The following is a 19,890-nucleotide window of genomic DNA, read 5'->3' as shown; positions in this document are numbered from 1 at the left end:
CTCCGTCTCACATGGCGGTGTTGTGCACGGTCACCGACAGGCGCGAGTCGGAACTCGGTGCAGCAGAATCGAAAACGGCCTGTATCTCTCGGCCGGGCGGGAAGCTGAACCACCCGCGGGTGAACAGGCGATCGGACGCCGAGACGTTGCTGCCGACGAACAACACGGTTCGGGCGAGCGTGTCGACCTCGACGACTTGGCCGGCCGGGATGATCCAGTCGGGATCGAACTCGAGCGCCTGTCCGGTGTCGCGGCGGGTGATCGAGGGGCCGCGGACCGGGCCGGCGATGCGCCAGACCGGCCACGCCTCGGCTGTGCCGTTGTTCGCCCATGTGATGGCTCCGCCGCGGGCCGAGGCACCGAACCGCATCGGAAACCGCAGTGGGAAGCCGAGCCCACCGGCGTCGACCGCGCCGAGCATCGTCGAGGCCCTGTAGCCGGGTAGCTCGAGCAACCGCGGATCGGTCGCCACCCACTGCACAGCGCCCGCGACGTAGCCGGTGTCGTAGGCGAGTCCGGTGGGAATCAGGCGGCGGGTGCATCGGGCGAGTGCCTGCCAGGTCCGGCCGGCGAGCCGGATCACGAGCGGTTCCTCGTCGGGGTTCTCCGTCGGCGTGGTGGCTGCGCGCAACCGATCGAGGACGGCCGCGTACTGCTCGCGCGTGGCACGCCGCGCCGAGATCACGTACGAGTACGTGATCGTGCGCGACTGGGCGAGCAACTGCCCAGGGAATGCGCCGTGTTGTCCGGGCCGGTCGATGTCGCCGCCGCGCATCTGCGGCAGGTCGAGCCATCCCTCGAGGGCACGCCACCCGTACGCCGTGCCGGCGCCGAGCAGGGTGCCCCGCCACTCGAGTTGTCCGTCGCGGGTGATCAGGTCCCCAGCAGCCACTACCCACCCCCGCGGCTCAACCAGTCCAGCTCGCCGGCGATGTCGGCCGGCGACTGCGCCGGCGTCGCGTGGAACTGGTCAATGTGGACGGTCGCCCGGTTTCCGCTTGCCGCGTAGGTGCCGGTCGCCGGGCCGCCGCCGCGGCCGGGCGCGCCGGCGAACGCGAGTTGCGGCGTGGTCAAGCCGGCCGCCATCGTGTCGGACACGCGGGTGGCGAGATCCGACGCCGAGCGCAGCGCGACGCCGGCCGCCTTGTCGATGCCGCCGGCCAGGCCGGGCGGAATCCACCGACCAATACCGGCGAAAACGGTCGATGGCGAGTGAATCCCGAGAATGTCCTTTGCCCAGCCGGGCAGCAGGCCGCCGAAGAACCCGAGCACCTTGCTTTTGAGCCAGCTCGCCGCATTCTGAATCCCGTTCCACAAACCGGTGAGCAAATCGCGCCCGGCGTTCAGAAGTAGCGATCCGAAATTGCCGAGTCCGTCGAGCACGCGGCCCGGCAAGCCGCGTAGCCAGTCGACCAGCTCGGCCGCCTTGCCTATCGCTGACCTCGCCAGATCTCCAAACCAGGCGGCCACCTTGCCCGGCAGGGAGCCGAGCCACGCGACCGCGTCAAGGACCCAGTTCACCGCCGTGCGGACGCCGGCCACGATGGTGTCCCAGTGCTTGATGATCAGGCCGGGTAGCGACCAGTTCAAGAACAGATTGACGATGAAGTCGACCGCGCCAGAAATGAAATTTCCGATCCAGTCGAGCGCGGCGCCAATCGTGTTCTTGATCGTGTCCCAATTTGAAATGATCAGCACGGCGAGAAGCGCGACGGCCGTTGCGATAAAAATAAACGGGTTGGTCATCATCGCGACGCGCAAGGCGTTGAAAATCGTCGTCGCGCTGCGGAAGGCGGTCGAGAGACCGCCGACCAGGGTCGTGAGCGGTCCGGCGGCCGCGGCGACGGTGCCGAACCCGATCGCCAGTGGACCGAGCCACGTCATGTTGTCGGACAGGAACCCGGCCAGCATCGCCAGCAGGGGGCCGGCGACCTGGAGCGCCGCGGCGAGCACGGTGCCGATCTGCCCGGCCAATGTGGCGAGCCCGGGGGCCAGCGCGACGACTGTCGGCTCGAGGGACTCAACGGCAGAGGCCAGGCCGCCGGCCAAGCTCCGCGCGACCGCGGCGACCACGGGCGCGAGCGCGGCGAGCACGCTGCCCAGCGGCGCAACGGCGGGGGCGAGCGAGGCGAGCGCGTCGCCGAGCTGCGGGCCGAGAAGTGCGATTGCCGGGCCGACGTCGGACGCGAGAACGCGACCGATCTCGGCGAGCACGGGGGCCAAGCCGCGGCCGGCTGCGGCGATGCCGCCGAAGATCTGCTGTAGCAGCGTGGCGCCTTGCGCGGAGTTGAGGAAGTCCCGCACGGCGCCGGTGGCCTGCAACAACACGTCGAGCGTCGACGTGCCGTTTGCCGACATCGCCGAGAAGACGGCCGAGATGATGCCGCCGACGTTGCCGGCGAGCTGGCCGAGCTGCTGAAGCGCGTTCAGCCCGTTGCGCATCCACGCCTCGAGCTGCCCAGACTCGCGCGCCGCGGAGATGAACGCGGCGAACCGCTCGGCTGCCGATCCCGCGCCCGTGGTCAAGTCGGCGAGCACCGTCGATCCGACCGTCGCGACGTCGCGGAACACCTGTGCGAGTGGCTGCGTGACCTCGGCCAGGTTCGACACGGCGGTCGAGGAGTTGTCGAAGATCGTCGCGACGTCGCGCCCGGTCCGCGCTTCCCGCAGGAACGCGGCCAGGCCGGCGGCGCCGACGCCGAAGCTCGAGGCGACGTCGGTCATGCCGCGCTTGAGAATCGGCAGGTATTGCGCGCCGAGCTGGCGCACCACCGAGCCCATCTCGGAGAACAGCTCTTGCTGTACCGAGCGCTTGACCGCGTCCCACGCCGGCGCCAGTGCGCGCACGGCGTTCGCCGTGTCGCGTGCCGCGGGGGCGAGTTTCGCGGTGGCTTCGGCGAACTTTGCCGGATCATCGATCGCCTTCAAGGCGTCGCCGAACCCAGACAACCCAACCTTGAGGGAGGCCAGTGCTGCGCCGCCGGCGACCGCGGCACCGGGCAGGATCAGCAGCGCGCCGGATGCTGTGACGATGCCGCCGCCGAGCGCGCCGAGTGCACCGCCGGCCAGGTTGGCAGCGCCGGCGAGCGCACCGACTTTGAGCGCGCTCGCGCCGGCGGAGAGCGCCATGTCGCGCGCGGACTTGCCCGCGCGCACGAGCGCGTTGTCGTAGACGTCCGTGTCCCGGGCCGCAGCAGCGAACCGGGCGCGGGCCTGCGCGAGCTTGCCGGCGACGCCCTTGTCGTCGATGCGGAGGTAACCGACAAGCTCGCCGATGGTGAGCGCCACGGGACCACCCCCGCCCGCTGCTCGTTCACGGGCGGGGCGGCTCTGGTGCTCCAGGGGGCGTTAACGCGTTAATGCGCCACGGCTGTTAACGGGTTAACCGGGCTCGGGGTAGAGCGCGCGGCGTAGTCGGCTGGCGTCGGTGAAGAACAAGCCGGCGATACGGATGCGCAGCCAGCGCCACGAGCGGGCGCGCAGCAGGCCGGGCGCCTCGAGGTCGAGCCCGTAGACCTCGTGCAGGTCTAGCTCGACGAGCGACCAGCGCGTGAAGATGTCCGACCAGCGCGGGCCGTCGCCGGCGCCGCCTTCCGTGTCGGGGTCGTACCACTCCCGGATGCCCGTTGCGGGGTCGATCGGGCCGCCGCGCGACGGCTCGCCCGATTCCCCGCCGAGGCTTCCGGGCGGCCGCCGGCGTTCCAGTACGCCTCGGCGGCCTCCGGACTCTGCGTGTGGTGCAGGAACGCCGTCATGCCGGCCACCTTGAACCGCGGCCAGGCGACGCCGTCGGCGAGCATCTCGTCGTAGGCCGTGCCGAGCGACTTGCGGTACATGTCGATTTCCTGCGCGTCCGACAGCAGCTCGCCGCCCGGTTCCGGCACCGACAGCTCGCCGGCGTCGGGGTTATCCTCGTGCGCCTTGACCGCGGCCGCTACGCCGAACATCCAGTCGTGAAGCCGCTGCAACCGCAGACCGGTCTCGGCGTCGACCGGCGGGACGGCGTAGACCTTGCCGCCGATGGGCAGCTCGAGCCCGCCGTCGAGCAGTTCGTCGAGATCCCGATACGCCATCACTTGCCCCCGCTCGTCGTCGCAGCCGCCGCGGTGCCGCCGGCCGGCGGCGTGGTCACCGGGTTGGCGATTTCGAGCGGCTCGCCCTGGCCCAGCAACGTGAAGTTGAACGGCTCGAGGTCGGTCGTCTCGCCGCCCTTGGTGAACTCCGATACCTGCGCGTAACCCTCGGACGCGTCCGGCGAGCCGTCCCGGCGATACCACCGCACATGCACGTCGGCCGAGAACCCGACCTTGCGCGCGGCCTTGCGGATGAACTCTTGGCCGGGGTCGGGGGTATAGGTGCTCGCGCTGGTGTCCCGCTTGCGCTTGCCCTCGGCCTCGACCTTCCATTTCCGCTGCGTAATGACGTCGGCGCCCCACCCGGGCGCGTCGTTGGTCGAGTCATCCTCGGTGTTGTCATCGGTGCTCTCCGAGAAGTTCGACAGCCCGCGCACGGGCGTCCACTGCGGCGCGGTCGCGCCGCTCGCGGCGGTGTCGACATCGAGCGCCCAGTCACTCGCGAGCATGGAACGTAGCGGCATATGTCTCCTTCTATAGGACGGGCAATGTAGTCAGTCCAAGAACTCGGCCTTTACGGCATCGAAGAACTGTTTCTGTGCATGATTATAGGGACGAAAGATCTCATCGATTAGCCGCTCAGCCTCTTCAAGGCCGGACTCGTCACGTGATTTATGAAAGATTTGGTGACTTCGTGCAATTAGTGATTCCTGAAAGGAGGTTGCGGCATCTGCAATCTCCTCTGTGCTGATCATTTGAATCTTGGCTAACAGTTGAGCGGATTCGTTGTTCAGTTGCTGATTTTCGGAGTGCAGTAGCTCGACTTCATGACGATGTCCATCTGGTACAGAGATATTCGCCACTAAGTTGGTTTCGATCTTCGTCATCGTGGCAACGAGATCTGCGTATATTTGCATCTGGAGCTCACGGTTTTTCTGCTGCTTGTCGTGGCGGTGTTGCTCTGAATGCCTCTCTTGCTCTCTTTGCCATCGAACATCTTCGCGTGCTAGCTCACGCTTCCATCGTCGCTCTTCTTTCCATGAATTTACTACTTGTCCGGCAATTATTCCGAGAATGCCAAGGATTGCTACAACTATCGGAACCCAGGTTGGAACGCTGCTGCTACTCTGCATGAATCGCAGATTAGCGGTAACGAGTTGGTTGATGTGCCTGGATTCGGTAGGTGTCGGTGTGCACGTAGCGACCGTTCTGGTCGGTGCCGCTGGGGTTTGAGGTCTCGCGAGTGACCAGGTGGACGCCGAGCCCGAGCTGCTGCTCGCCGGCGCCGGCGAGCGCGTCGAACGCGGCGTCGACCAGGTCGAACAGGTCGCGCGGGTCCTGGCCGGCCGTGCGGAATCGGATGCGCAGGCCGTACTCGGCGTCGGCGTCGGTGTCGTGTGTGAGCGGGTAGAGCAGCAAGGCGACCACCCGCGGCGGGTCGGCCAGCAAGCCGCCGAACACGATGCCGGTCTCGGTGGCCGAGTAGGCGGCGTCGGGTCGGTAGGTTCCGACGCCGGCCCCGGCCAGGTGGCGGGCAATGAGGTCGCCCAGCTCGACGACGAACCTCATGAGCGAGTCGCCTTCCGGATCTGCGCGGCGATGATCTGCCGGGCGACGTCGACCTCGTCGTCGAGTGCGGACTCGAGGTACTTCGCCTGGCCGTCCTCGTGGTGCCAGGTCTCCTCTTCGTGCTGAGGCACGGCGTACTCGGTGTCGAACGAGACGGCACCGGTGAGCCCGTCGGTGGTCGCCGTGCCAGTGTTCCGGAGTGCGCCGGTGTCCTTCGGGGCGCGGTTCACGGCGACGCCGCGGACATGCTTGGCGGCGAGCTTGACGCCCTTCTCTGCGCCGCGGGTGAAGTCATCGAGGACGTGATCGCCCTTCCAGCGGAACTCGGCCTTGAGTCGCATGGGTAAGGCTCCAATCGATACGTCGGCTTCTGTAACAACTGCGTGGTCTGTTGCGACCTTGACAACATGCTGCGCACTTGGAAGCGATCGCACGGCGTGAATTACGACTAGAGCAAGGGTGTGGTATCCGTGCCAGATAAGCCACCCGCAAAATCTGCTGAATTCAGCGACTTGGTTTTGATTGCGTCGATCGTCTGGACGCTGATTGCGGTCGCCGCGGCTCTTCTTTTCACGCTTGGCGACGGTGTTGCGCAAAGAGTCGCTGTCGCTGTGATGACATTGTATGCTGCTGCGGCGCTCGGAGGGATCGCAGGATTTCTCTTCGGTGTGCCCAAATCTGCGCCGAATAGTCCTGGTATGAGCGCCCGTTTCTATCAGGCAAACACGAACTTAGTTCAAGTGTCAGACTGGCTGACGAAGATCATTGTAGGGGTAGGTCTCATTGAAATACGGAAAGTTGTCGACGCCTTGGGTGTGGTGGCGACGCGAGTAGGTGTCACACTTGGCGATAAGACAGGCGATCCGGGCTCGGGGGCAACCTTTGTAGTATTGATTATCCTTGGTGGAATGTCTGTTTCGTTCCTCTTGACCTATATGTGGGCGAGCACGCGATTTTATCGAGTCTTACTTCAGCAAGAGGAGTCGCCCAACTCGCCGGGTATCACGTCAGGGTAATCTCGAGGTGCGCCGGCGCGCTGGGATGATCGAGGGTGCTCGAGGTGATGACGGTCGCTGTGCGCTCGGCTGGCGTCCCGGGCCACACGGTGACCTCCGAGCCGGCCGGTATCGCGGCGCAGGGTTGGGTGATCACGGTCGTTTCACTGATGGTCTCGGCGCCGTCGGTCGCTCGAACCCTGCGCCGGCGGTCCTCGACGTACGCGCGGCGGACGGTGAACGGCCGGCCGAACGTCGGCCCGTACGCGCCACTGCCGGTGTAAGGCTTGACGGTCACGGTGTGCGGGAGCAGGAACGCGGGCATGGTTAGCGCCACCGAGCGACCTCCTGCTCGACCGGGCCGTCGCCGAGCAGGCCGGCCGCGGTCAGTATCTGCATGGCCTCGGGCGAGAGCCGTGCGACCTGTGCGCCGCCGGGTGTGCCGGCGGCCGCGGTGGTCGCCCGGGTGAGGGTCACAGACCCGATGCCGGTGGAGGTGAACCGGGAGGCCGCGCCGGAGTCGTCGCCGGTGTCTTCCCACCATGCGACGGTGGCGCACGTGGCGTCGCGCACCGCGGCGCGCACGTTCGGATCGCTCGGGTAGCCGGCCGGGTCGGTGAGGTAGACCGCGGTGACGAGCAGCCAGTCGACGAGCTGCGACGCGCGGGCGAGCTGCCGGGTGACGCCGTCGGGAGGGGTGGTGACGTCGAGCCAATTCGCGTAGTCCTCGGCGGTCGCGTACACGCGCGCCACGGCGCCCCCCTCTCGTCGCTGGAAGCCGCGGCCGGTGCCCGTCGGGGCGGGTGCCGGCCGCGGCGGCTACTTCACGGGCGTCCGGCGGCTGGCGCGCTTGGTCCCGTCGGGCTCGGCCGGCGGGGTGTCGACCGGTACCTCGTCGACGGGCGGGGTGTCGTTCGGCGGGTCGTCGTCGGGCGGCTCGTCGGGCTCGACGTCGTCCTCGACTGGCGTCACGGTGTAGCCCTGGCGCTGGAAGTAGGCGACGGCGTTCTCGTCGTCGGTCTCGCCGCGGCCGGCGGTGAACCGGACGCCGGCGACGGTGCCCGCGTAGTCGGCGACGGGGGTTTCGATGGTGTGTCGTGGCATCACTGCACCTTGATGTTGCGGAAGACGGCGGCGGATTTCGTGGCCTTGAGCGCGACGGCGACCGGACCGAGCTCCACCTCGCCCTTTTTCACGGCGCCGGCGACGGTGAAGTCGGGCAGCCAGCTCTCGACGAGCTGCGTGCCGACGGTCGCGACGCCATGGAAGCCGTCGAGCCCCACGCGGTAGGCGTACAAGTCGGTGAGCCCGGTCGCCGCGGTGCCGCCAACGGTCCGGCCGAGAATCGGCACAATCGGGTTGTTCGTGCCGGCCTTCGCGCCGGCGTCGACGAGCAGCACCCCGCCGTAGGTCTCGCGGACCACCGGCCGGCCGTTGACGCCGATCAGCCCCTCGACCGGGTCGCGGGTGTACATGCCGGCTCGGCGCGCGGCCGCCCGGACTCGAGCAAGCGACTTCGCGTTGCCGATGACCACCGACGGAGCGCCGTCGAGCAGCGAGAGGAACTCGTCGACGGCGTCGAGCGCCTTGTGCTCGGCGCGCGCGTTGGTGTCGAAGTCGGTCCAGTCGGTGACCTGGCTGGCGCGAAACTCTGTGGTGGAGCCCACGAGCGCCTTGTCGAGCCCGTCGAACCCGTTGGTGTCGACAGCAGTGTCGCCGTTGATTACCGCGTCCTGAAACCGGGTGTTCGCGGCCTTGATCTTCTGCGACATGTTCAGCGACACCGCGGCGGACGCGGCCGGGCCGACCTTGGCGATAACCCGGTCGATCTCATACGAGCCACCGAGCACGGCCAGGTTGACCGAGTAGGGCGCGGTGGTGACGTTCTGCGGCGCGTACTCGGAGTTGAGCGCGCGGAAATCCGCGGTCGGCTGGGTGATCAGTCGGCGGTACCCGTAGGTGAGGGTCGCGCCCCCGCCGGAGGGATTGACGACGTCGTCGAAGATCAGCGAGTCGAGGATCGCCGATTCCTTGCGGAACTCGTCGATCACGGCCGGGTCGTAGTCGGTCTGTGCGTTGTTCTTGGCCTCGGCCAAGGTCACGGGCATGGAACTCTCCTATGGGGCTTAGCTGCCGTAGTGGCGGGAAATGGCGTCCGTGAGCGACTTCGCGGCGGGCTTCTCGCCGGACCCGCCGGCGTGCTGCCCGCTGCTGCGCGGCGGCACCTGGCCGGCGGCGCGCAACTTCGGGTTGTCGGTCACGGCCTTGGTGATCGCTGCGCCGACCTTGTCGGCGAAGTCGGCCGCGGCGGGGTCGAGCTGCTCGACCGCGGAGAGGAATGCGCGCGAGTCGACCAGCGCGGCCGGGTCCGCGCCGAGCGGGCCGGCGGACTTGAACACGGCCAGCTCGACCGCGGCGGCGCGGGCGCGCTGCTGCTCGGCGGTGACCTGCTCGGCCAGCTTGGCCGGGTCGGCCTTGTCGTCGTCGCCGGCGACCAGGCCGAGGGCCTTGCCGATGTCCTGCGCGAGCTGCTGCCGCGCTTCGTCAGCTGCCTTCGTCTTCGCGTTCGTGCGGTCCGCGGCGTTCTCGGTGCGCAGGTCGCGCACCATCTTCGCCAGCGTCGCCGGGTCCAGTGCGGCGAGTTCGTCCGCGGCCGCGCCCTGATCGGCAGGTGCCGGTGCCGGCGCGCTCGGCTGACCGGCTGCCGGCGGCTGCTGACCGGTGGCGGCCGGCTCGCCGGTTGTCCCGGCCGGCTCGCCGGCGGGGTCGGCCGGGGTGATGGGTGCAGACACGGTTGCCTCCTGGGCGGTCGTGGGATGGGTTCTCGGCGCCTGGCCGAGGAAGAAACGTTGTCTCGATCGTTGACAAGGCTTATGCGCACCTTTAACCTGGTCTCAAATCGAGACAAGGTTTTGAGGGGTGAAAAGATGGACGCGCTTTTCGAGGTCAAGCCGCTGCTCGAGGCAGAGGCCATGCGCCAGCACATCGCCGACCAGATCCCGGGACAGGTCGATATCTGGGAGGCGTGCGCCGAGGTCGCGGCCGAAAACGCGGTCGCGGAGCCGGCCCCGTTCGCGTGGCCGGAACCCGTCGGCCCCATGACGCTCTATGTCCGCGACGAGCTGTTCGGCGGGGTGGTGCTCTCGTGAGCACCGTTCGCTACCTCGGCGTAAACGGTCTGGCCGAGCGTTTCGGCGTTACCCGGCACGCGGTCGACAAATGGCTCAAGCGCTACCCCGCCGACTCGTCGCACCCGTTCCCTACGCCAGACGTCGAAATCGACGGTGGCATCCCTGGTTGGCTGCCGGAGCGCGTGCCAGAGATCGAGCAATGGCGCGCCGGAATGCCAGGGCGCGGCGCGGGTGGCGGTCGGCCGCCTGCACCGAAGGTTGAGCCGGAATTGAGGGACTGGGAACGCGAGCTACTCGACGGCGGCCCGTCCGAACCGGCCTAGCTGTCTCCGGCTGAACGCTCGCGCGCGTAGGCGGCTTGCCCGTCTTGGTAGCCCTGGCGCCACACGCGCGCGAGCGCGAGCGGTCCGCGCTCGGCATTCGCGTGGTGGGCGCGCTCGGCGGGCGTCCGCGGGCCGAGCCACTCGGGCACGTGCGCCGGGGCGTACGGGTTTGGCGTTGGTGGCGCGAGTCCGTAGCCGGCCGCGTAGCCCTGGTCGCGGGCGGCGCGGACCTGCTCGGCGGTTATTGCAGCCACGACTCACCCCCGGTGCGGAACCGTTCGCCGTTGCCGCCGCCGAGCTGCTCGGCGACGAATTGGTCGAACGTGACCCTACCGTTTTCGTCCCACCACTGTTTCAGCTCGTCGGACGCCCACCGGCGGGCGTAGTTCTCGTTCTGGCGCCACAGGTTCCGCGGGTCCTGCCCGGCGCGCTGTCCTTCCGCGGTGAGTAGGACGCCGTTGGTCGCGGCCTCAGCGGCGAAGTAGTCGCGCTCGAGCCGCTCGGCGTACGCGGCGCGGGCGAGTTCGTCGAACCCGCGGCCGCGGTAGCCCTCGCGCCGAAGCCGGGCGATGGCGTCCTCGCGGCGCATCTTCTCGACGTCCTTGTCGAACACCTCGGCGTACGCCTGTTCGTAGTCGAGTCCGGTCTCGACGAGCCTGTCGACCTCGGCCCACTTCTCGGCGTCCGGCTCGTCGGCGACCGCGTCGGCGTACTGCTGGTCGGCTTCGCGCCGGTCCAGCTCCGCGAGCACCGCGGCGACCGCGTCCTCGTCGTCGCTGACCTCGGCGAGCCGGTCGGCGAGCTGCTCGTCGGACAGCTCCCGGAGATCGACGGGTGCGGCCGGCGGCGCGGCCCGCCGTTCGATTTCGTCCCGTACGGCCTGGTGCGTCCGCCCGACCTGACCGGGCTTGCCGAGCAACTCGGCGCGCTCGGCGAACACCTGGTCGGCGACGGCGAGTTCGTCGTCGCTCAGCTCGGCTGGCGTCCGCTGCTGCGCGGTGAGCGCGTCGGCGATGGCGTTGTCGGCCGCAGCCTTCTCCGCGGCGAGCCGCTCGGCTTCACGCCGGCGGCCTTTCTCGGCGGCGATGGCGTCGAGCCGGTTCTGTTCGGTGCTGCCCTCGGCGACCTGGTCGGCGAGCTGGTCGCGCCGGCGCTCGGCGGCCCGGAGGTCGCCGTGTCCGAGGTTGACTTGCTCGCGGTAGCGCTTGCGGTTGAGCCCGGTCCGCTTCACGTGCTCGCGGATCTCGGCTTGTGTCTCGCGCACCCGACGCTCGGCGGCCTGGCGCTCGTCGTCGGTGAGTGCGGCCGCGGCCTTGCGCTTGTTCCGGCGCACCTTGCGCTCGAGCGCGCGCAGGTCTTCACGGTCCTGCTCGGCCTTGGCGTCGTGCTCGCGGATCTCGTCGAGCTTGGTCACCCCGGGCAGGTAGGGCACGAACTGATGCCGACAGTTCGGGTGCATGAGCCCCTCGAGCCGCGCCTGCTCGACGGTGGCGGTGATGTCGACGGTGACCGTCTCGTCGGTGAGGGTGTGCTCGACCTGGTGCTCGCCGGCCGGACCGGACAGCGCCAACACCCGCCCTTCCCAGCGGGTACACAGCCGGCAGGCATGGCGCGAGCGGGTGATCGTGACCAGATCGACGCCGGCCTGCGCCATGCGAGCGAGGTGCCCGTCGTTCCACGCGCGCCCGGTCGCGGTGCGCACGGCCATCTCGACGTAGCTCGCGAGGTTCCAGTCGCGGCCGGCGCGGTCAACGAATCCGGTCACGCCTTGGGCGGCGAGCCGGTCCCACGCGGCGCGCTGCGCCGAGTGGATCGTGCCGGTACCGAGCAACTGATCGGGCGCCGCTGCGGCGACCGCCGTTTGATAGGCGTCCTGCTGCCAGCGCAAGACGCGCAGCGGCAACGCCTCGAGTCGGCTGGTGAGGTCGGCGGCGAGGATGGCGGCCGCCTGCATTCCGGGCACCACGCCCGCGAGCTGCTCGAGCTGCTCGGACGACAGCGCGCCGAGTTCGGCGAGCTGGGCGAGCCCTTGCTCGACGCCGGCCTGCCACGCGGCGAACACGGAATCGGCGGCCGCCTGGCCTGCCTGCCCGGTGACCTGCGTAGCGATCCGCTCGGCGGCGAGCCGAAGCTCACGCGCCGCGGCGGCCTTCTGCGCGGCCCACTCAGGCACGTCCCGCCCGGCCCGAACCCGACGGGCAATGTCGTCGAGCAACCGCGCCTCGGCCTGCGTGTACAACGCGAGGATGTCCGCGGCGAGCTGCTCGACGACGTCGGCGGAGGCATGGTGGGACGCGGGCGCCCAGGACATAGCACCCCCACAATGACCACAATCACTGAGTGCGTCATTTGATCTATTGCTTGAGCGCCGAACGTGGCGGAGTAATCAGGGCTCTGTCTGCGGCGCACGCAAAACGATCAAGAAAATTAATGATCGCCGGGTCGCAGTCTTGAGGAGGGGCGCAGAACCATTGCCCCTGATAGTGGGCAGTGGTGCGCGGGTGTAATGTCGTCGGCTTGGCAACGGCGGGTACCTTCGTGAACCCGGTGAGTGGTGTATCTATTGATCGATCTAGGAGGGGGAGTTGGCATGGAAGCCCAGAAGTCTGAGTCGAAAGAAGATCGTAAAACAGATGTAGATGTACCGACCCCGGAGTTGGCGCCGAAGGTGGACGCCAAGCGCCGTCTGCGGGCTATCGCTATAACCGGAGTGGGCTCGCTTGCTGATATTGTCGGTATTGCTCAACTCATAACAAGTACGGTTAGTTTAGGTGCACTTGTGGCGGGCTTGATAAGTGTCGCAATAGCTTGCGCAGGACTACTCTGGCTATGGGGAAAGGGGGTTGGGTGGTCGGTTATTGGTATGGTTTCCTTGCTTGTAATCGGCTCCGCGACAACTGGCGGCGCGCTCGCCGGTTACTGGAATCGGTCAACGAATGACAAGGGTTCAACGGCTGGAGGGATCAGTCAAGCTCCCGTTGCGACGAGTACGGAGACTAGTCAGTCGAGAGGTGCTTCGAATTCGTCAAATGCAATCCCTTCATCCAATACCCCTGGTGTCGGCGGGTCAAATATGGATATTCCATCTCGGGGGCAATCTGTTGGGGAGGGAAAATTAGCCTTTCGCGATGGTGACTATGCTGATTTCGAGACCGGAGTGATTGGCAATAGTGTGCCGAATGCAGACTTGCAATTTACTTTCTTTACTGGAGCCAAGAACTCTTATTTTGCCACTTCTACCCCTGGTGGCCACCACATGGCCCCTGCTCCGCAAAGTCCCGATTTTGAGAAGTGCGCTAATATTTTGAAGACGTTACACGACCACACTGAGAAAACGGCTGTTGGAGGGGTCGGTGCATGGTACTGCGTGGAGACTGGAGACTTCAATGTAGCTGCGATTCAAGTGCAGAAGCTTCCAGTCGACGTTCGTGGCATCACTGAGATCAGCTACAAGCTGTGGAAGGGGTAGCCGTCTACGGAAGAAGGTGCGGGTAGGGAACTATCGTCAGTCACTCTGGTTGATGAGTGAACGAACTGTTCGGACCCGCTGAAGGTCGCCGGGTCGGGCACACTCCGGCCGGATTCGGCGAGGATAGCGGCGACCTCGGAGCCGACCTGGTCGTCGTTCCAGTCGGGGTGAACCATCCGCACCCGCACGTCGGTCGAGGCAGCCTCGGCCGCGGCGAGCGCCTGCACCGTGCGGGCGAGCGCTTCGGGGTCCGGTTGCGTCCGGTCGGGAAACTCGACCTTCGGCACGTCCGGCACGGTCGCCGACCCGCCGAACGCGTACCGGTCGACCTCAACCAGGGCGGCGGAGATCTGCGCGAGCCCGGACGCCCAGTAGCGGGCCTTCTTGTCTCGGGTGCGGTTCGACAGCTTCTCGCGGGCGGTGACCTCGGTCGCGGTGATCGAGGCGTCGCCGTCGTCGTCGCCGAGCGTCGCCAGTGAGTAGCCGGCGGCGCGGAGCGCGGTCCGGGTGATGTCCTCGGCGGTCTCGCGGTGCTCGGCTACCCGGATCGCGAATTGGTGAGCGGAGACGGTGAGGGTGTCCGACCCGCCGCGCGAGAGCGCGTTCAACTCGGTGTAGACCTCTCGGTCTTCGTCGAAACTCGCGCCGCGGCCGGCGCCGTTGTCCTGCAAGTACCCAGTGGGCACCAGTAGCCGGGCCTTGGCGATCCGGACGTCGCGCATCCAACTGGTGTACGTCTCGTCGAGCGCGTCGAAGAGACCTTCGACCCCGTCGAAGTCCGACCGGCCCAGCGGAGCGAGTTGCGGAGTGCCGCGCCAGACCCGGTTAGGGCGAACGTTGGGCACGTACGCGGCGGCGAGCCGGTCGGTGCCGGTGGCGATGCTGCCCTCGGCGTCGACCAGCGGCGCCGCCCACGCGGTCGCCGGGTCCTCTGCGAGCGGAACCGGTCGACCGAGTTCGGTGTCGGTGCCGACGTGCAGCGCGTGCACGATCCGGCCTGGTTCGTAGCGCTCGAGGTGGCGCCACACGGCCGGCCCGTCGACGCGCACCCGCGTGTAGAAGGTGACCGCGGACAACTCACCCCATCGCCACTCCGGAACCGCGGCGTCGGCGTGGACGGCGTCGAGCATGGCGTGCTCGGCCACCTCGGTATCCCACACCACCCGCAGGTAGGCGCCGCCGAGCGCCGAGGCGATCTCGGCCGCCTCGAGCAACCGCGAGTGCATCGCCGGCGAGTTGAGCACCAAGTCGAGCCGGGCTTGTGCCGCGGCGTCGTCGACGACGATGCGAGGCGGTTCGGAGAACAGGAGGTCGGCCGACGCGGTCGCGATGTCCGCGGCGAGCGGCACGTGCACCCGCTGTCGCGTCTGGCCAACAGGGACCGGCCGGCCCCAGAAGAACCGGGCGAGCCCGCCCACCAGGCCGCCGCGGTAGGTCGAGGGGCGAAGCCGAGGTGTAACAGCGCGCCGGCGTTCACCGGTGTAGATCTCGACGAGCCGCTCGGGATCACCGGTGTACCAGGCATCCCACTCGCGCATACGCGCGTGCGCGTCGTCGAACGGCGGGGGAGGCCACGAAGACGGCATGACGCACCCCCTTTCACCAGAGCAGGGAGAGACGTGGGTTTCATCAAGGACGCCAAGGCGGCCCAGGTCGGCGCCGACGCACAGAAGGCGTATGCAGCTGGTCGCTTTTTCTTCGCGGCGCGGTTGAACTGGGCGGCGACGCACCACGGGATGTCCGGCGAGGTTGCCGACTGGTCCCAGCAAATCGAGGCCATCGAGCGCGCCGGGTGGGTCCTGTCCGAGTGGACGGTCGGCCAAGACAAGCAGGGCAAGCCGGAGGCGTACCCGCTGTTCAGGCGGCGGCGAGAGCAGGCCGCCAGAGCGCCTCAGTAGTCGTCACGGCGTAGCGGCCGCCGTCGAGCGAGTGATCAGCGATCTTGATCGGCTTGTCCTCGCCGGCGGCGGTCGCTTTGTCGTCCCACGAGTAGCCGGGTACCTCGGCGATGAAGCCGCGGCACCGGTCGGCGACGCGTAGCCGGTCCTCGGCGAGCAGGCTCGACACGGTCCGGATGCCGTATGCGACGTCGTTGTCGGCGGCTTGCGTGAGCACGCCGTCGGACTGGAGTTGCACCCGGAAGCTCGCCGCGGCGGGGTCGACGACGACGAACTCGGGGCGGCCCGGCTGGCGCGGGTGGTGGTCGAGGTCGAGCCACTCGCGCAGGCCGGCGGCGAGCTGGGAGTCGGTAAGCCGAGTTCGTGCGTGCGCGGGATCGTGGCGCCACTCGTCGACGAGGTAGAGCCGGTCGTCGGCGCCGAGGCCGAGCAGCAGCGCCGCGGTTGCGTTCGTGGTGCCGTAGTCGACGCCGGCGGCGAGCAGGCGCCGCAGGTCTGGCAGCTCGTCCCACGGCACGACGTGCCGGTCGGGGTCCCACATGTCGAACACGGCGCCCTCAGCGGCGACCCACTCGCCGAGGATGAACCGCCGGAACCACAAGCCGGTGTACTCGCGGCGGATGCTCGCGCGGTACTCGGCGGACAACGAGGGGTTGTCGTCGAGGGTGAACGCGAACGAGCGCCAGTCGGGCAGCTCGGCGAGCCGGTCGAGGTAGTCGTGCTTCAACCAGTGCGCCGGGTTGTCCGGGTTGGTGGTGCCGAACAGTTGCGCGCCCGGAACCGACATCCGGCCTAGTAGTTGCTTGAAGAACTCGCGGGCAACGACGGTGACCTCGTCGACGTACGCGCCGGCGCAGGTCAACCCGCGCAAGACCTTCTCGGCCTTGCTGTCGGAGGCGCCGAGCACGAACACTTGCCGGCCGAGAATCCACCCGGACGGCGCGCCTGCCGTGTAGCGAACGTGGTCGGCGACCGCGCCGAACAAGCTCGGGTCTTGCAGCGGCGCGAACACGTTGCGCGCGACCGAGTCCCGGGTGCGCCCGACAACGACGAGTTGCCCGCCGCGGGGCGCGTGCGCGACGTAGATCAACCAGCGCAACAAGCTCGCGATGGTCTTACCTGACCGGATGGCGCCCGACCAGATGTTTACGCGGGCACGCGACTCGCGCATCGACTCGACCTGTGCCGGCGACAACGGGAGATCAACGGGCACGATCACCCCGCCCTACGCCGAGAACCCACGAGCCAGAGTCGTAGCGTCATGCCATGACTACAGCTGTGGCATGGCTTGCGCTCTTGGTGGCGCTGGCGTCCTTGAGCTGGCAAATCGTGTCTTGGAGGAGAACGGGCGCCCTGCTGCTGGTCCGATCGGAATTTCCCGACGGTCCGCCGGTACCTGGTGGAGAATTCCCGGTACTGGTTGTCGTGACCAACACCGGGCGGACCGCTGCGACGGTGCACGAAGTTGGCTTGAGCCTGCCGAAGCGGGCTGAGTTCACGAGTCCTGGCCCGAGATCCGTCGTCATAACTCCCGATTCACCGGACAGTCAAGCCCTGCCTTATCGGCTCGAGCCCGGCGAGGAACTCGTCGTGTATTTCTGGCAAGCTGGCGTAAACAGGTTGCTCGAACGAGTCAGCGACGTTAGCGACGCCGATCTCTTGCCGTACGTGCGAGCCGGGCACACAGTCGTGCGCGGCAAATTCTGGGAACCGACTCATCCACGGAGAAGATTCGACCTCGGCTAGTGGGGTTCGCCCGGCGCGACGTGAATGCCGAGTGCCACGGCTAGTCCGCCAAGCATCGACCGGACGCCATCGGCGCCGGTGTCAGCGTCGACCTGCTCGAGCTTGGCCGCGGCGCCGAGATGCGTCGACATCGCCGAGGCGAGCGCCTTCTCGTCCGGTGCCGGCACGTGGTCGAGCACCTTGGACTCAACGCCGTTGATCGTGGTCGCGGTGAATGTGTACCTGTCAGCCTCAAGCCGGCCGAGGATGCGCTCGGCGCGGCCGTAGAGACGGCCGACGATGTCGGCGCGGCGAGCCCGGTTGTCGACCTGGCGGGCGTGCGTCGCGGCGGCAGTGGCCGAGCGGTCGAAGGACAGGCCGAGCGCGCGGGCGATGCCGGTCACCGTGGACGGCGAGCGGTTGATCTCCCGGGCGATGTCGTTGCGGGTCTTGCCCTCGGCGTGCAGCTCGCGCACACGTTCCCGGTCCGCATCGGTGATGAGGTTGCGCGGCAAGGCGGTCACCTCGCCCCCTGAGCAGCAGACAGCCCCGGACCGAGGGGGGAGGTAGCCCGGGGCTGTCAGTTCGTGGTGCGGGTATAGCTCACCCGCTGCTAATCGCCAGTTTAAGCACAACCGGCCCGTTCGCGGGTTACACGCACCCGGACGGGGGTCACGAGCGCAAGGTCGATGACGTCGCCGACGCGGTACCGCGGTCGGCCGTGTTCGTCGGGCTTGCGCTTCGCGAGCTTGCCGGTGCGCGCCCACGTGCGCAGCGTGTTCGCCGATAGTTCGCGGCCGAGCAGCTTCGGCAACGCACGGGCGATCTCCGCTGCCGTCGCCTCGACCTCACGGGCGGCCTCGAGCAGCTTCTCGCGCTGGGCCTCGACGTCGTGTCGCATCCCGCATTCACGGCACGCAACGACGGCCCGTTCGGGTCGGGCGTAGAGGTCGGCTGAACAGTCCGGGCACGGCCCGCAGTACACGCGCGCCGGCGGGAGGTCGACGGCCCGGCGGACCTGCTCGACGGCGTCGCCGATCTCGTCGACCAGCTCGCCGCTTGCCGGGTGGTACTCGACCCACGACGGATGTCGACGCAGCCACGCGGCCATCTCGGGCACGGTGTCGTCGAGGTCGAGCGGTTCCAGCTCGGCGACGGTGAGCGGCGTTCCATCCGGCGCGGTCTCGCCGGTGGGCACTGCCCGGTGTGGGCCATGTGTTTCCCACAGGTCCCGCACCCACGTCGAGAGCACGTTGTGCACGATGTCGCGGACCTCGGCGGCGCCGACGTTGAACGGCAGCCCGGTCTCGGCCGGGCGCGAGCCGACCCGCGGCGGCCCGGTGTTGGCCAGCCTGGCGACGGTGTCCTCGAGGTCGTCGATCAGCTCAGCGACGTCGACCAGGTCGGCCCGGAGCCGGCCGAGGCACGACGGGCACACCGTGCCGCCGGTGGTCGCGTTACGGCAGAACGGCGCGGCGCACGTGTCGATCATGCACTCGAGCCTCGAGCCGGCTGTGTCACCGACCGGGCGCGACAGCTACGCGGCGCCGGTCGCCTGGTCGACGAGCACCCATCCGCCCGCAGAGCACGGCGCGCACTCGACGCCGTCGACCGAGCCCGCGCCGCGGCACGTGCGGCACACGGCGTCGAACCACTCGTCGCCCTCGACCGAGCGGTGCGGAGCGGCGGCGCCGAGTCCGCCGTGTGCCTTCGCAAGCAGGCACACGCGGCCGGGCTTGTGCGGGTGTTCGTGGCGACAGTTCACCAGGTCACCGGCGATGAGCGTGCTTCGGGCGAATGCGCGTGCGCTCAACGAACCTTCCTTCGTGTCGAGTCGGGACAGCCTACGACCGGTGCCGTTCACGCGGCTGCGCTGAGCGGCTCGTCGAGTTCGGCCTCGGCCGGGATCGGGAGACCGGGCAGCGCTAGCACGTACTGACCGGCGCCGGCCCACGTGCGGCCGCACCGGACCGGCTCGGCGAGCACGTACGCGCGTGGCACCGTGCCGCGCCGGCGAGCCCGGAGCCGGGCACGGCGCTCGCGTTCGTACTCGGCGTGCGCCGCGGTGCACGCCGCACAGCGGCACCGGTGTTTTGCGTACCGGGCGTTCGTGCCGTGCGCCGGCCGAATCGTCGGCGCGGGGTGTCCGTCCTGCTCGGCGACCGCAGCCCGCTCGTCGGCGTCGAGCCCTCCCCAGATCCCCCACGCTTCCCCGGAAGTGAGCGCGTCGGCGAGGCACAGCTCGCGCACCGGGCACTCGGCGCACACGGCGCGGCACTGGTCGACCTGCTCGTCGGCCGGGTCGATGAAATCGAGGTCGAGGCGTCCGCGGCACGCTGCGCCCTCGCGCCACGACGGCCCGCGCGTCACTGCGGCGCCTTGTCGATCAGCGGCGCGGCGAGCACGGCCTCGGCGAGCCGGCGAAGCCGGAAGGGCAGCAACCCCGTACCCGGTTGCCGCGCGAGCCCCTCGAGCGCGATGCCGAGCCGGCGGCCGAGGTCGCCCTCGACGACGGCCGGCGCGCGCTCGCCGGCCTGGCGCAGCAACGCGGCGAACTGGTCGAGCGCCGACAGGCCGACCGTCGCGGGTCCGTGGTGACTCGCACCGGAAGCGCCCGGCGAGCCGGCGTCGACGCGCGCGTGCGCGCGGAGGCGCCGGCGACCGGTCGCCGCGGTGGTCTCGTCGTGGTTGTTCATCGGTTCCCCCT

At 68.6% G+C, this 19,890-nt stretch carries 25 protein-coding genes; 4 read left to right on the top strand and 21 right to left on the bottom strand.

Translation table 11 applies throughout. The features are described from left to right. Positions 1-7 precede the first annotated feature (7 nt). The 7 genes from AB0M80_RS08280 to AB0M80_RS08250 form a co-directional block, all read right to left on the bottom strand. The gene (locus AB0M80_RS08280; RefSeq protein WP_364560693.1) at positions 8-892 is read right to left on the bottom strand and encodes a hypothetical protein; all 885 of its coding nucleotides are present in this window, start codon (positions 890-892) and stop codon (positions 8-10) included. Beyond that, positions 892-3,288: a hypothetical protein gene (locus AB0M80_RS08275; RefSeq protein WP_364560690.1), complete on the bottom strand. Its 2,397-nt coding sequence runs from the start codon at positions 3,286-3,288 to the stop codon at positions 892-894. The genes AB0M80_RS08280 and AB0M80_RS08275 overlap by 1 nt, the downstream gene beginning before the upstream one ends. 239 nt (positions 3,289-3,527) lie before the next feature. Beyond that, on the bottom strand, positions 3,528-4,073 hold the full coding sequence (locus AB0M80_RS08270; RefSeq protein ID WP_364560688.1) for a hypothetical protein: 546 nt from the start codon (positions 4,071-4,073) through the stop codon (positions 3,528-3,530). After that, positions 4,073-4,597 carry a hypothetical protein gene (locus tag AB0M80_RS08265; RefSeq protein WP_364560687.1) on the bottom strand — a complete coding sequence of 175 codons (525 nt, stop codon included), beginning with the start codon at positions 4,595-4,597 and terminating at the stop codon, positions 4,073-4,075. The genes AB0M80_RS08270 and AB0M80_RS08265 overlap by 1 nt, the downstream gene beginning before the upstream one ends. Positions 4,598-4,627: 30 nt before the next feature. After that, positions 4,628-5,206, bottom strand: a complete 579-nt coding sequence (locus AB0M80_RS08260) for a hypothetical protein (RefSeq protein ID WP_364560684.1) — start codon at positions 5,204-5,206, stop codon at positions 4,628-4,630. A 10-nt stretch (positions 5,207-5,216) separates the two neighbouring features. Further along, complete coding sequence (locus AB0M80_RS08255; RefSeq protein ID WP_364560682.1) at positions 5,217-5,642, bottom strand: minor capsid protein; 426 nt, start codon at positions 5,640-5,642, stop codon at positions 5,217-5,219. Beyond that, entirely contained in the window at positions 5,639-5,983 is a 345-nt protein-coding gene (locus tag AB0M80_RS08250; RefSeq protein WP_364560680.1) for a hypothetical protein, read from the bottom strand. The genes AB0M80_RS08255 and AB0M80_RS08250 overlap by 4 nt, the downstream gene beginning before the upstream one ends. A gap of 129 nt (positions 5,984-6,112) precedes the next feature. Between AB0M80_RS08250 and AB0M80_RS08245 the strand changes: the two genes are divergently transcribed. Beyond that, positions 6,113-6,658 (top strand): hypothetical protein, encoded by a 546-nt coding sequence (locus tag AB0M80_RS08245; protein WP_364560679.1) that lies wholly within the window; start codon positions 6,113-6,115, stop codon positions 6,656-6,658. On the opposite strand, the gene AB0M80_RS08240 is transcribed toward AB0M80_RS08245, so the two are convergent. The 5 genes from AB0M80_RS08240 to AB0M80_RS08220 form a co-directional block, all read right to left on the bottom strand. Continuing rightward, positions 6,645-6,962 (bottom strand): hypothetical protein, encoded by a 318-nt coding sequence (locus tag AB0M80_RS08240; protein ID WP_364560677.1) that lies wholly within the window; start codon positions 6,960-6,962, stop codon positions 6,645-6,647. The two genes, AB0M80_RS08245 and AB0M80_RS08240, sit on opposite strands and share 14 nt — an antisense overlap. 2 nt (positions 6,963-6,964) lie before the next feature. Next, positions 6,965-7,390 carry a hypothetical protein gene (locus AB0M80_RS08235; protein WP_364560675.1) on the bottom strand — a complete coding sequence of 142 codons (426 nt, stop codon included), beginning with the start codon at positions 7,388-7,390 and terminating at the stop codon, positions 6,965-6,967. Positions 7,391-7,456: 66 nt separating this feature from the next. Beyond that, positions 7,457-7,741 (bottom strand): hypothetical protein, encoded by a 285-nt coding sequence (locus AB0M80_RS08230; RefSeq protein WP_364560673.1) that lies wholly within the window; start codon positions 7,739-7,741, stop codon positions 7,457-7,459. Then, entirely contained in the window at positions 7,741-8,745 is a 1,005-nt protein-coding gene (locus tag AB0M80_RS08225) for a major capsid protein (protein WP_364560670.1), read from the bottom strand. Before AB0M80_RS08225 ends, AB0M80_RS08230 begins: the two co-directional genes overlap by 1 nt. An 18-nt stretch (positions 8,746-8,763) precedes the next feature. Next, positions 8,764-9,429 carry a hypothetical protein gene (locus AB0M80_RS08220; protein ID WP_364560669.1) on the bottom strand — a complete coding sequence of 222 codons (666 nt, stop codon included), beginning with the start codon at positions 9,427-9,429 and terminating at the stop codon, positions 8,764-8,766. 135 nt (positions 9,430-9,564) lie between these two features. Between AB0M80_RS08220 and AB0M80_RS08215 the strand changes: the two genes are divergently transcribed. After that, positions 9,565-9,786, top strand: a complete 222-nt coding sequence (locus AB0M80_RS08215) for a hypothetical protein (RefSeq protein WP_364560666.1) — start codon at positions 9,565-9,567, stop codon at positions 9,784-9,786. Next, positions 9,783-10,091, top strand: coding sequence for a hypothetical protein (locus AB0M80_RS08210; RefSeq protein ID WP_364560664.1), 309 nt, complete (start codon positions 9,783-9,785; stop codon positions 10,089-10,091). The genes AB0M80_RS08215 and AB0M80_RS08210 overlap by 4 nt, the downstream gene beginning before the upstream one ends. On the opposite strand, the gene AB0M80_RS08205 is transcribed toward AB0M80_RS08210, so the two are convergent. Both AB0M80_RS08205 and AB0M80_RS08200 read right to left on the bottom strand, forming a co-directional pair. Further along, complete coding sequence (locus AB0M80_RS08205) at positions 10,088-10,345, bottom strand: hypothetical protein (RefSeq protein ID WP_364560662.1); 258 nt, start codon at positions 10,343-10,345, stop codon at positions 10,088-10,090. The two genes, AB0M80_RS08210 and AB0M80_RS08205, sit on opposite strands and share 4 nt — an antisense overlap. After that, the gene (locus AB0M80_RS08200) at positions 10,333-12,402 is read right to left on the bottom strand and encodes a phage minor capsid protein (protein ID WP_364560659.1); all 2,070 of its coding nucleotides are present in this window, start codon (positions 12,400-12,402) and stop codon (positions 10,333-10,335) included. The genes AB0M80_RS08205 and AB0M80_RS08200 overlap by 13 nt, the downstream gene beginning before the upstream one ends. Positions 12,403-12,681: 279 nt before the next feature. Here AB0M80_RS08200 and AB0M80_RS08195 point away from each other — a divergent pair, with 279 nt between their 5' ends. Then, on the top strand, positions 12,682-13,560 hold the full coding sequence (locus AB0M80_RS08195) for a hypothetical protein (protein ID WP_364560656.1): 879 nt from the start codon (positions 12,682-12,684) through the stop codon (positions 13,558-13,560). Here AB0M80_RS08195 and AB0M80_RS08190 read toward each other — a convergent pair. The 7 genes from AB0M80_RS08190 to AB0M80_RS08160 all read right to left on the bottom strand — a co-directional run bounded on the left by AB0M80_RS08190 (position 13,539) and on the right by AB0M80_RS08160 (position 19,879). After that, positions 13,539-15,383 carry a phage portal protein gene (locus tag AB0M80_RS08190; RefSeq protein WP_364560653.1) on the bottom strand — a complete coding sequence of 615 codons (1,845 nt, stop codon included), beginning with the start codon at positions 15,381-15,383 and terminating at the stop codon, positions 13,539-13,541. The two genes, AB0M80_RS08195 and AB0M80_RS08190, sit on opposite strands and share 22 nt — an antisense overlap. A gap of 34 nt (positions 15,384-15,417) precedes the next feature. Then, positions 15,418-16,629: a PBSX family phage terminase large subunit gene (locus tag AB0M80_RS08185; protein WP_364560650.1), complete on the bottom strand. Its 1,212-nt coding sequence runs from the start codon at positions 16,627-16,629 to the stop codon at positions 15,418-15,420. 571 nt (positions 16,630-17,200) lie between these two features. Next, the gene (locus AB0M80_RS08180) at positions 17,201-17,707 is read right to left on the bottom strand and encodes a helix-turn-helix domain-containing protein (protein WP_364560648.1); all 507 of its coding nucleotides are present in this window, start codon (positions 17,705-17,707) and stop codon (positions 17,201-17,203) included. 101 nt (positions 17,708-17,808) lie between these two features. Continuing rightward, a complete protein-coding gene (locus tag AB0M80_RS08175) occupies positions 17,809-18,675 on the bottom strand; it encodes a hypothetical protein (protein WP_364560645.1) in 867 nt (288 codons plus the stop codon). Between the two features lie 45 nt (positions 18,676-18,720). Beyond that, entirely contained in the window at positions 18,721-18,996 is a 276-nt protein-coding gene (locus tag AB0M80_RS08170) for a hypothetical protein (RefSeq protein ID WP_364560642.1), read from the bottom strand. 47 nt (positions 18,997-19,043) lie between these two features. After that, the gene (locus AB0M80_RS08165) at positions 19,044-19,553 is read right to left on the bottom strand and encodes a WhiB family transcriptional regulator (protein ID WP_364560640.1); all 510 of its coding nucleotides are present in this window, start codon (positions 19,551-19,553) and stop codon (positions 19,044-19,046) included. Then, positions 19,550-19,879 (bottom strand): hypothetical protein, encoded by a 330-nt coding sequence (locus tag AB0M80_RS08160; protein ID WP_364560637.1) that lies wholly within the window; start codon positions 19,877-19,879, stop codon positions 19,550-19,552. Before AB0M80_RS08160 ends, AB0M80_RS08165 begins: the two co-directional genes overlap by 4 nt. Positions 19,880-19,890: the final 11 nt, after the last annotated feature.

The organism is Amycolatopsis sp. NPDC051045 (assembly GCF_040682955.1).
GTDB lineage: Bacteria > Actinomycetota > Actinomycetes > Mycobacteriales > Pseudonocardiaceae > Amycolatopsis.
The sequence above is the reverse complement of the archived record's forward strand: the minus strand, read 5'-3'. Positions and strand labels throughout refer to the sequence as shown.

Excerpts from the sequence above, each read along its gene's own strand:
- AB0M80_RS08200 (WP_364560659.1), bottom strand. The coding sequence starts at position 12,402 with ATGTCCTGGGCGCCCGCGTCCCACCATGCCTCCGCCGACGTCGTCGAG.
- AB0M80_RS08160 (WP_364560637.1), bottom strand. The coding sequence starts at position 19,879 with ATGAACAACCACGACGAGACCACCGCGGCGACCGGTCGCCGGCGCCTC.
- AB0M80_RS08185 (WP_364560650.1), bottom strand. The coding sequence starts at position 16,629 with ATGCGCGAGTCGCGTGCCCGCGTAAACATCTGGTCGGGCGCCATCCGG.
- AB0M80_RS08230 (WP_364560673.1), bottom strand. The coding sequence starts at position 7,741 with ATGCCACGACACACCATCGAAACCCCCGTCGCCGACTACGCGGGCACC.
- AB0M80_RS08195 (WP_364560656.1), top strand. The coding sequence starts at position 12,682 with ATGGAAGCCCAGAAGTCTGAGTCGAAAGAAGATCGTAAAACAGATGTA.
- AB0M80_RS08225 (WP_364560670.1), bottom strand. The coding sequence starts at position 8,745 with ATGCCCGTGACCTTGGCCGAGGCCAAGAACAACGCACAGACCGACTAC.
- AB0M80_RS08215 (WP_364560666.1), top strand. The coding sequence starts at position 9,565 with ATGGACGCGCTTTTCGAGGTCAAGCCGCTGCTCGAGGCAGAGGCCATG.
- AB0M80_RS08270 (WP_364560688.1), bottom strand. The coding sequence starts at position 4,073 with ATGGCGTATCGGGATCTCGACGAACTGCTCGACGGCGGGCTCGAGCTG.
- AB0M80_RS08240 (WP_364560677.1), bottom strand. The coding sequence starts at position 6,962 with ATGCCCGCGTTCCTGCTCCCGCACACCGTGACCGTCAAGCCTTACACC.
- AB0M80_RS08255 (WP_364560682.1), bottom strand. The coding sequence starts at position 5,642 with ATGAGGTTCGTCGTCGAGCTGGGCGACCTCATTGCCCGCCACCTGGCC.
- AB0M80_RS08175 (WP_364560645.1), bottom strand. The coding sequence starts at position 18,675 with ATGATCGACACGTGCGCCGCGCCGTTCTGCCGTAACGCGACCACCGGC.
- AB0M80_RS08265 (WP_364560687.1), bottom strand. The coding sequence starts at position 4,597 with ATGCCGCTACGTTCCATGCTCGCGAGTGACTGGGCGCTCGATGTCGAC.
- AB0M80_RS08260 (WP_364560684.1), bottom strand. The coding sequence starts at position 5,206 with ATGCAGAGTAGCAGCAGCGTTCCAACCTGGGTTCCGATAGTTGTAGCA.
- AB0M80_RS08250 (WP_364560680.1), bottom strand. The coding sequence starts at position 5,983 with ATGCGACTCAAGGCCGAGTTCCGCTGGAAGGGCGATCACGTCCTCGAT.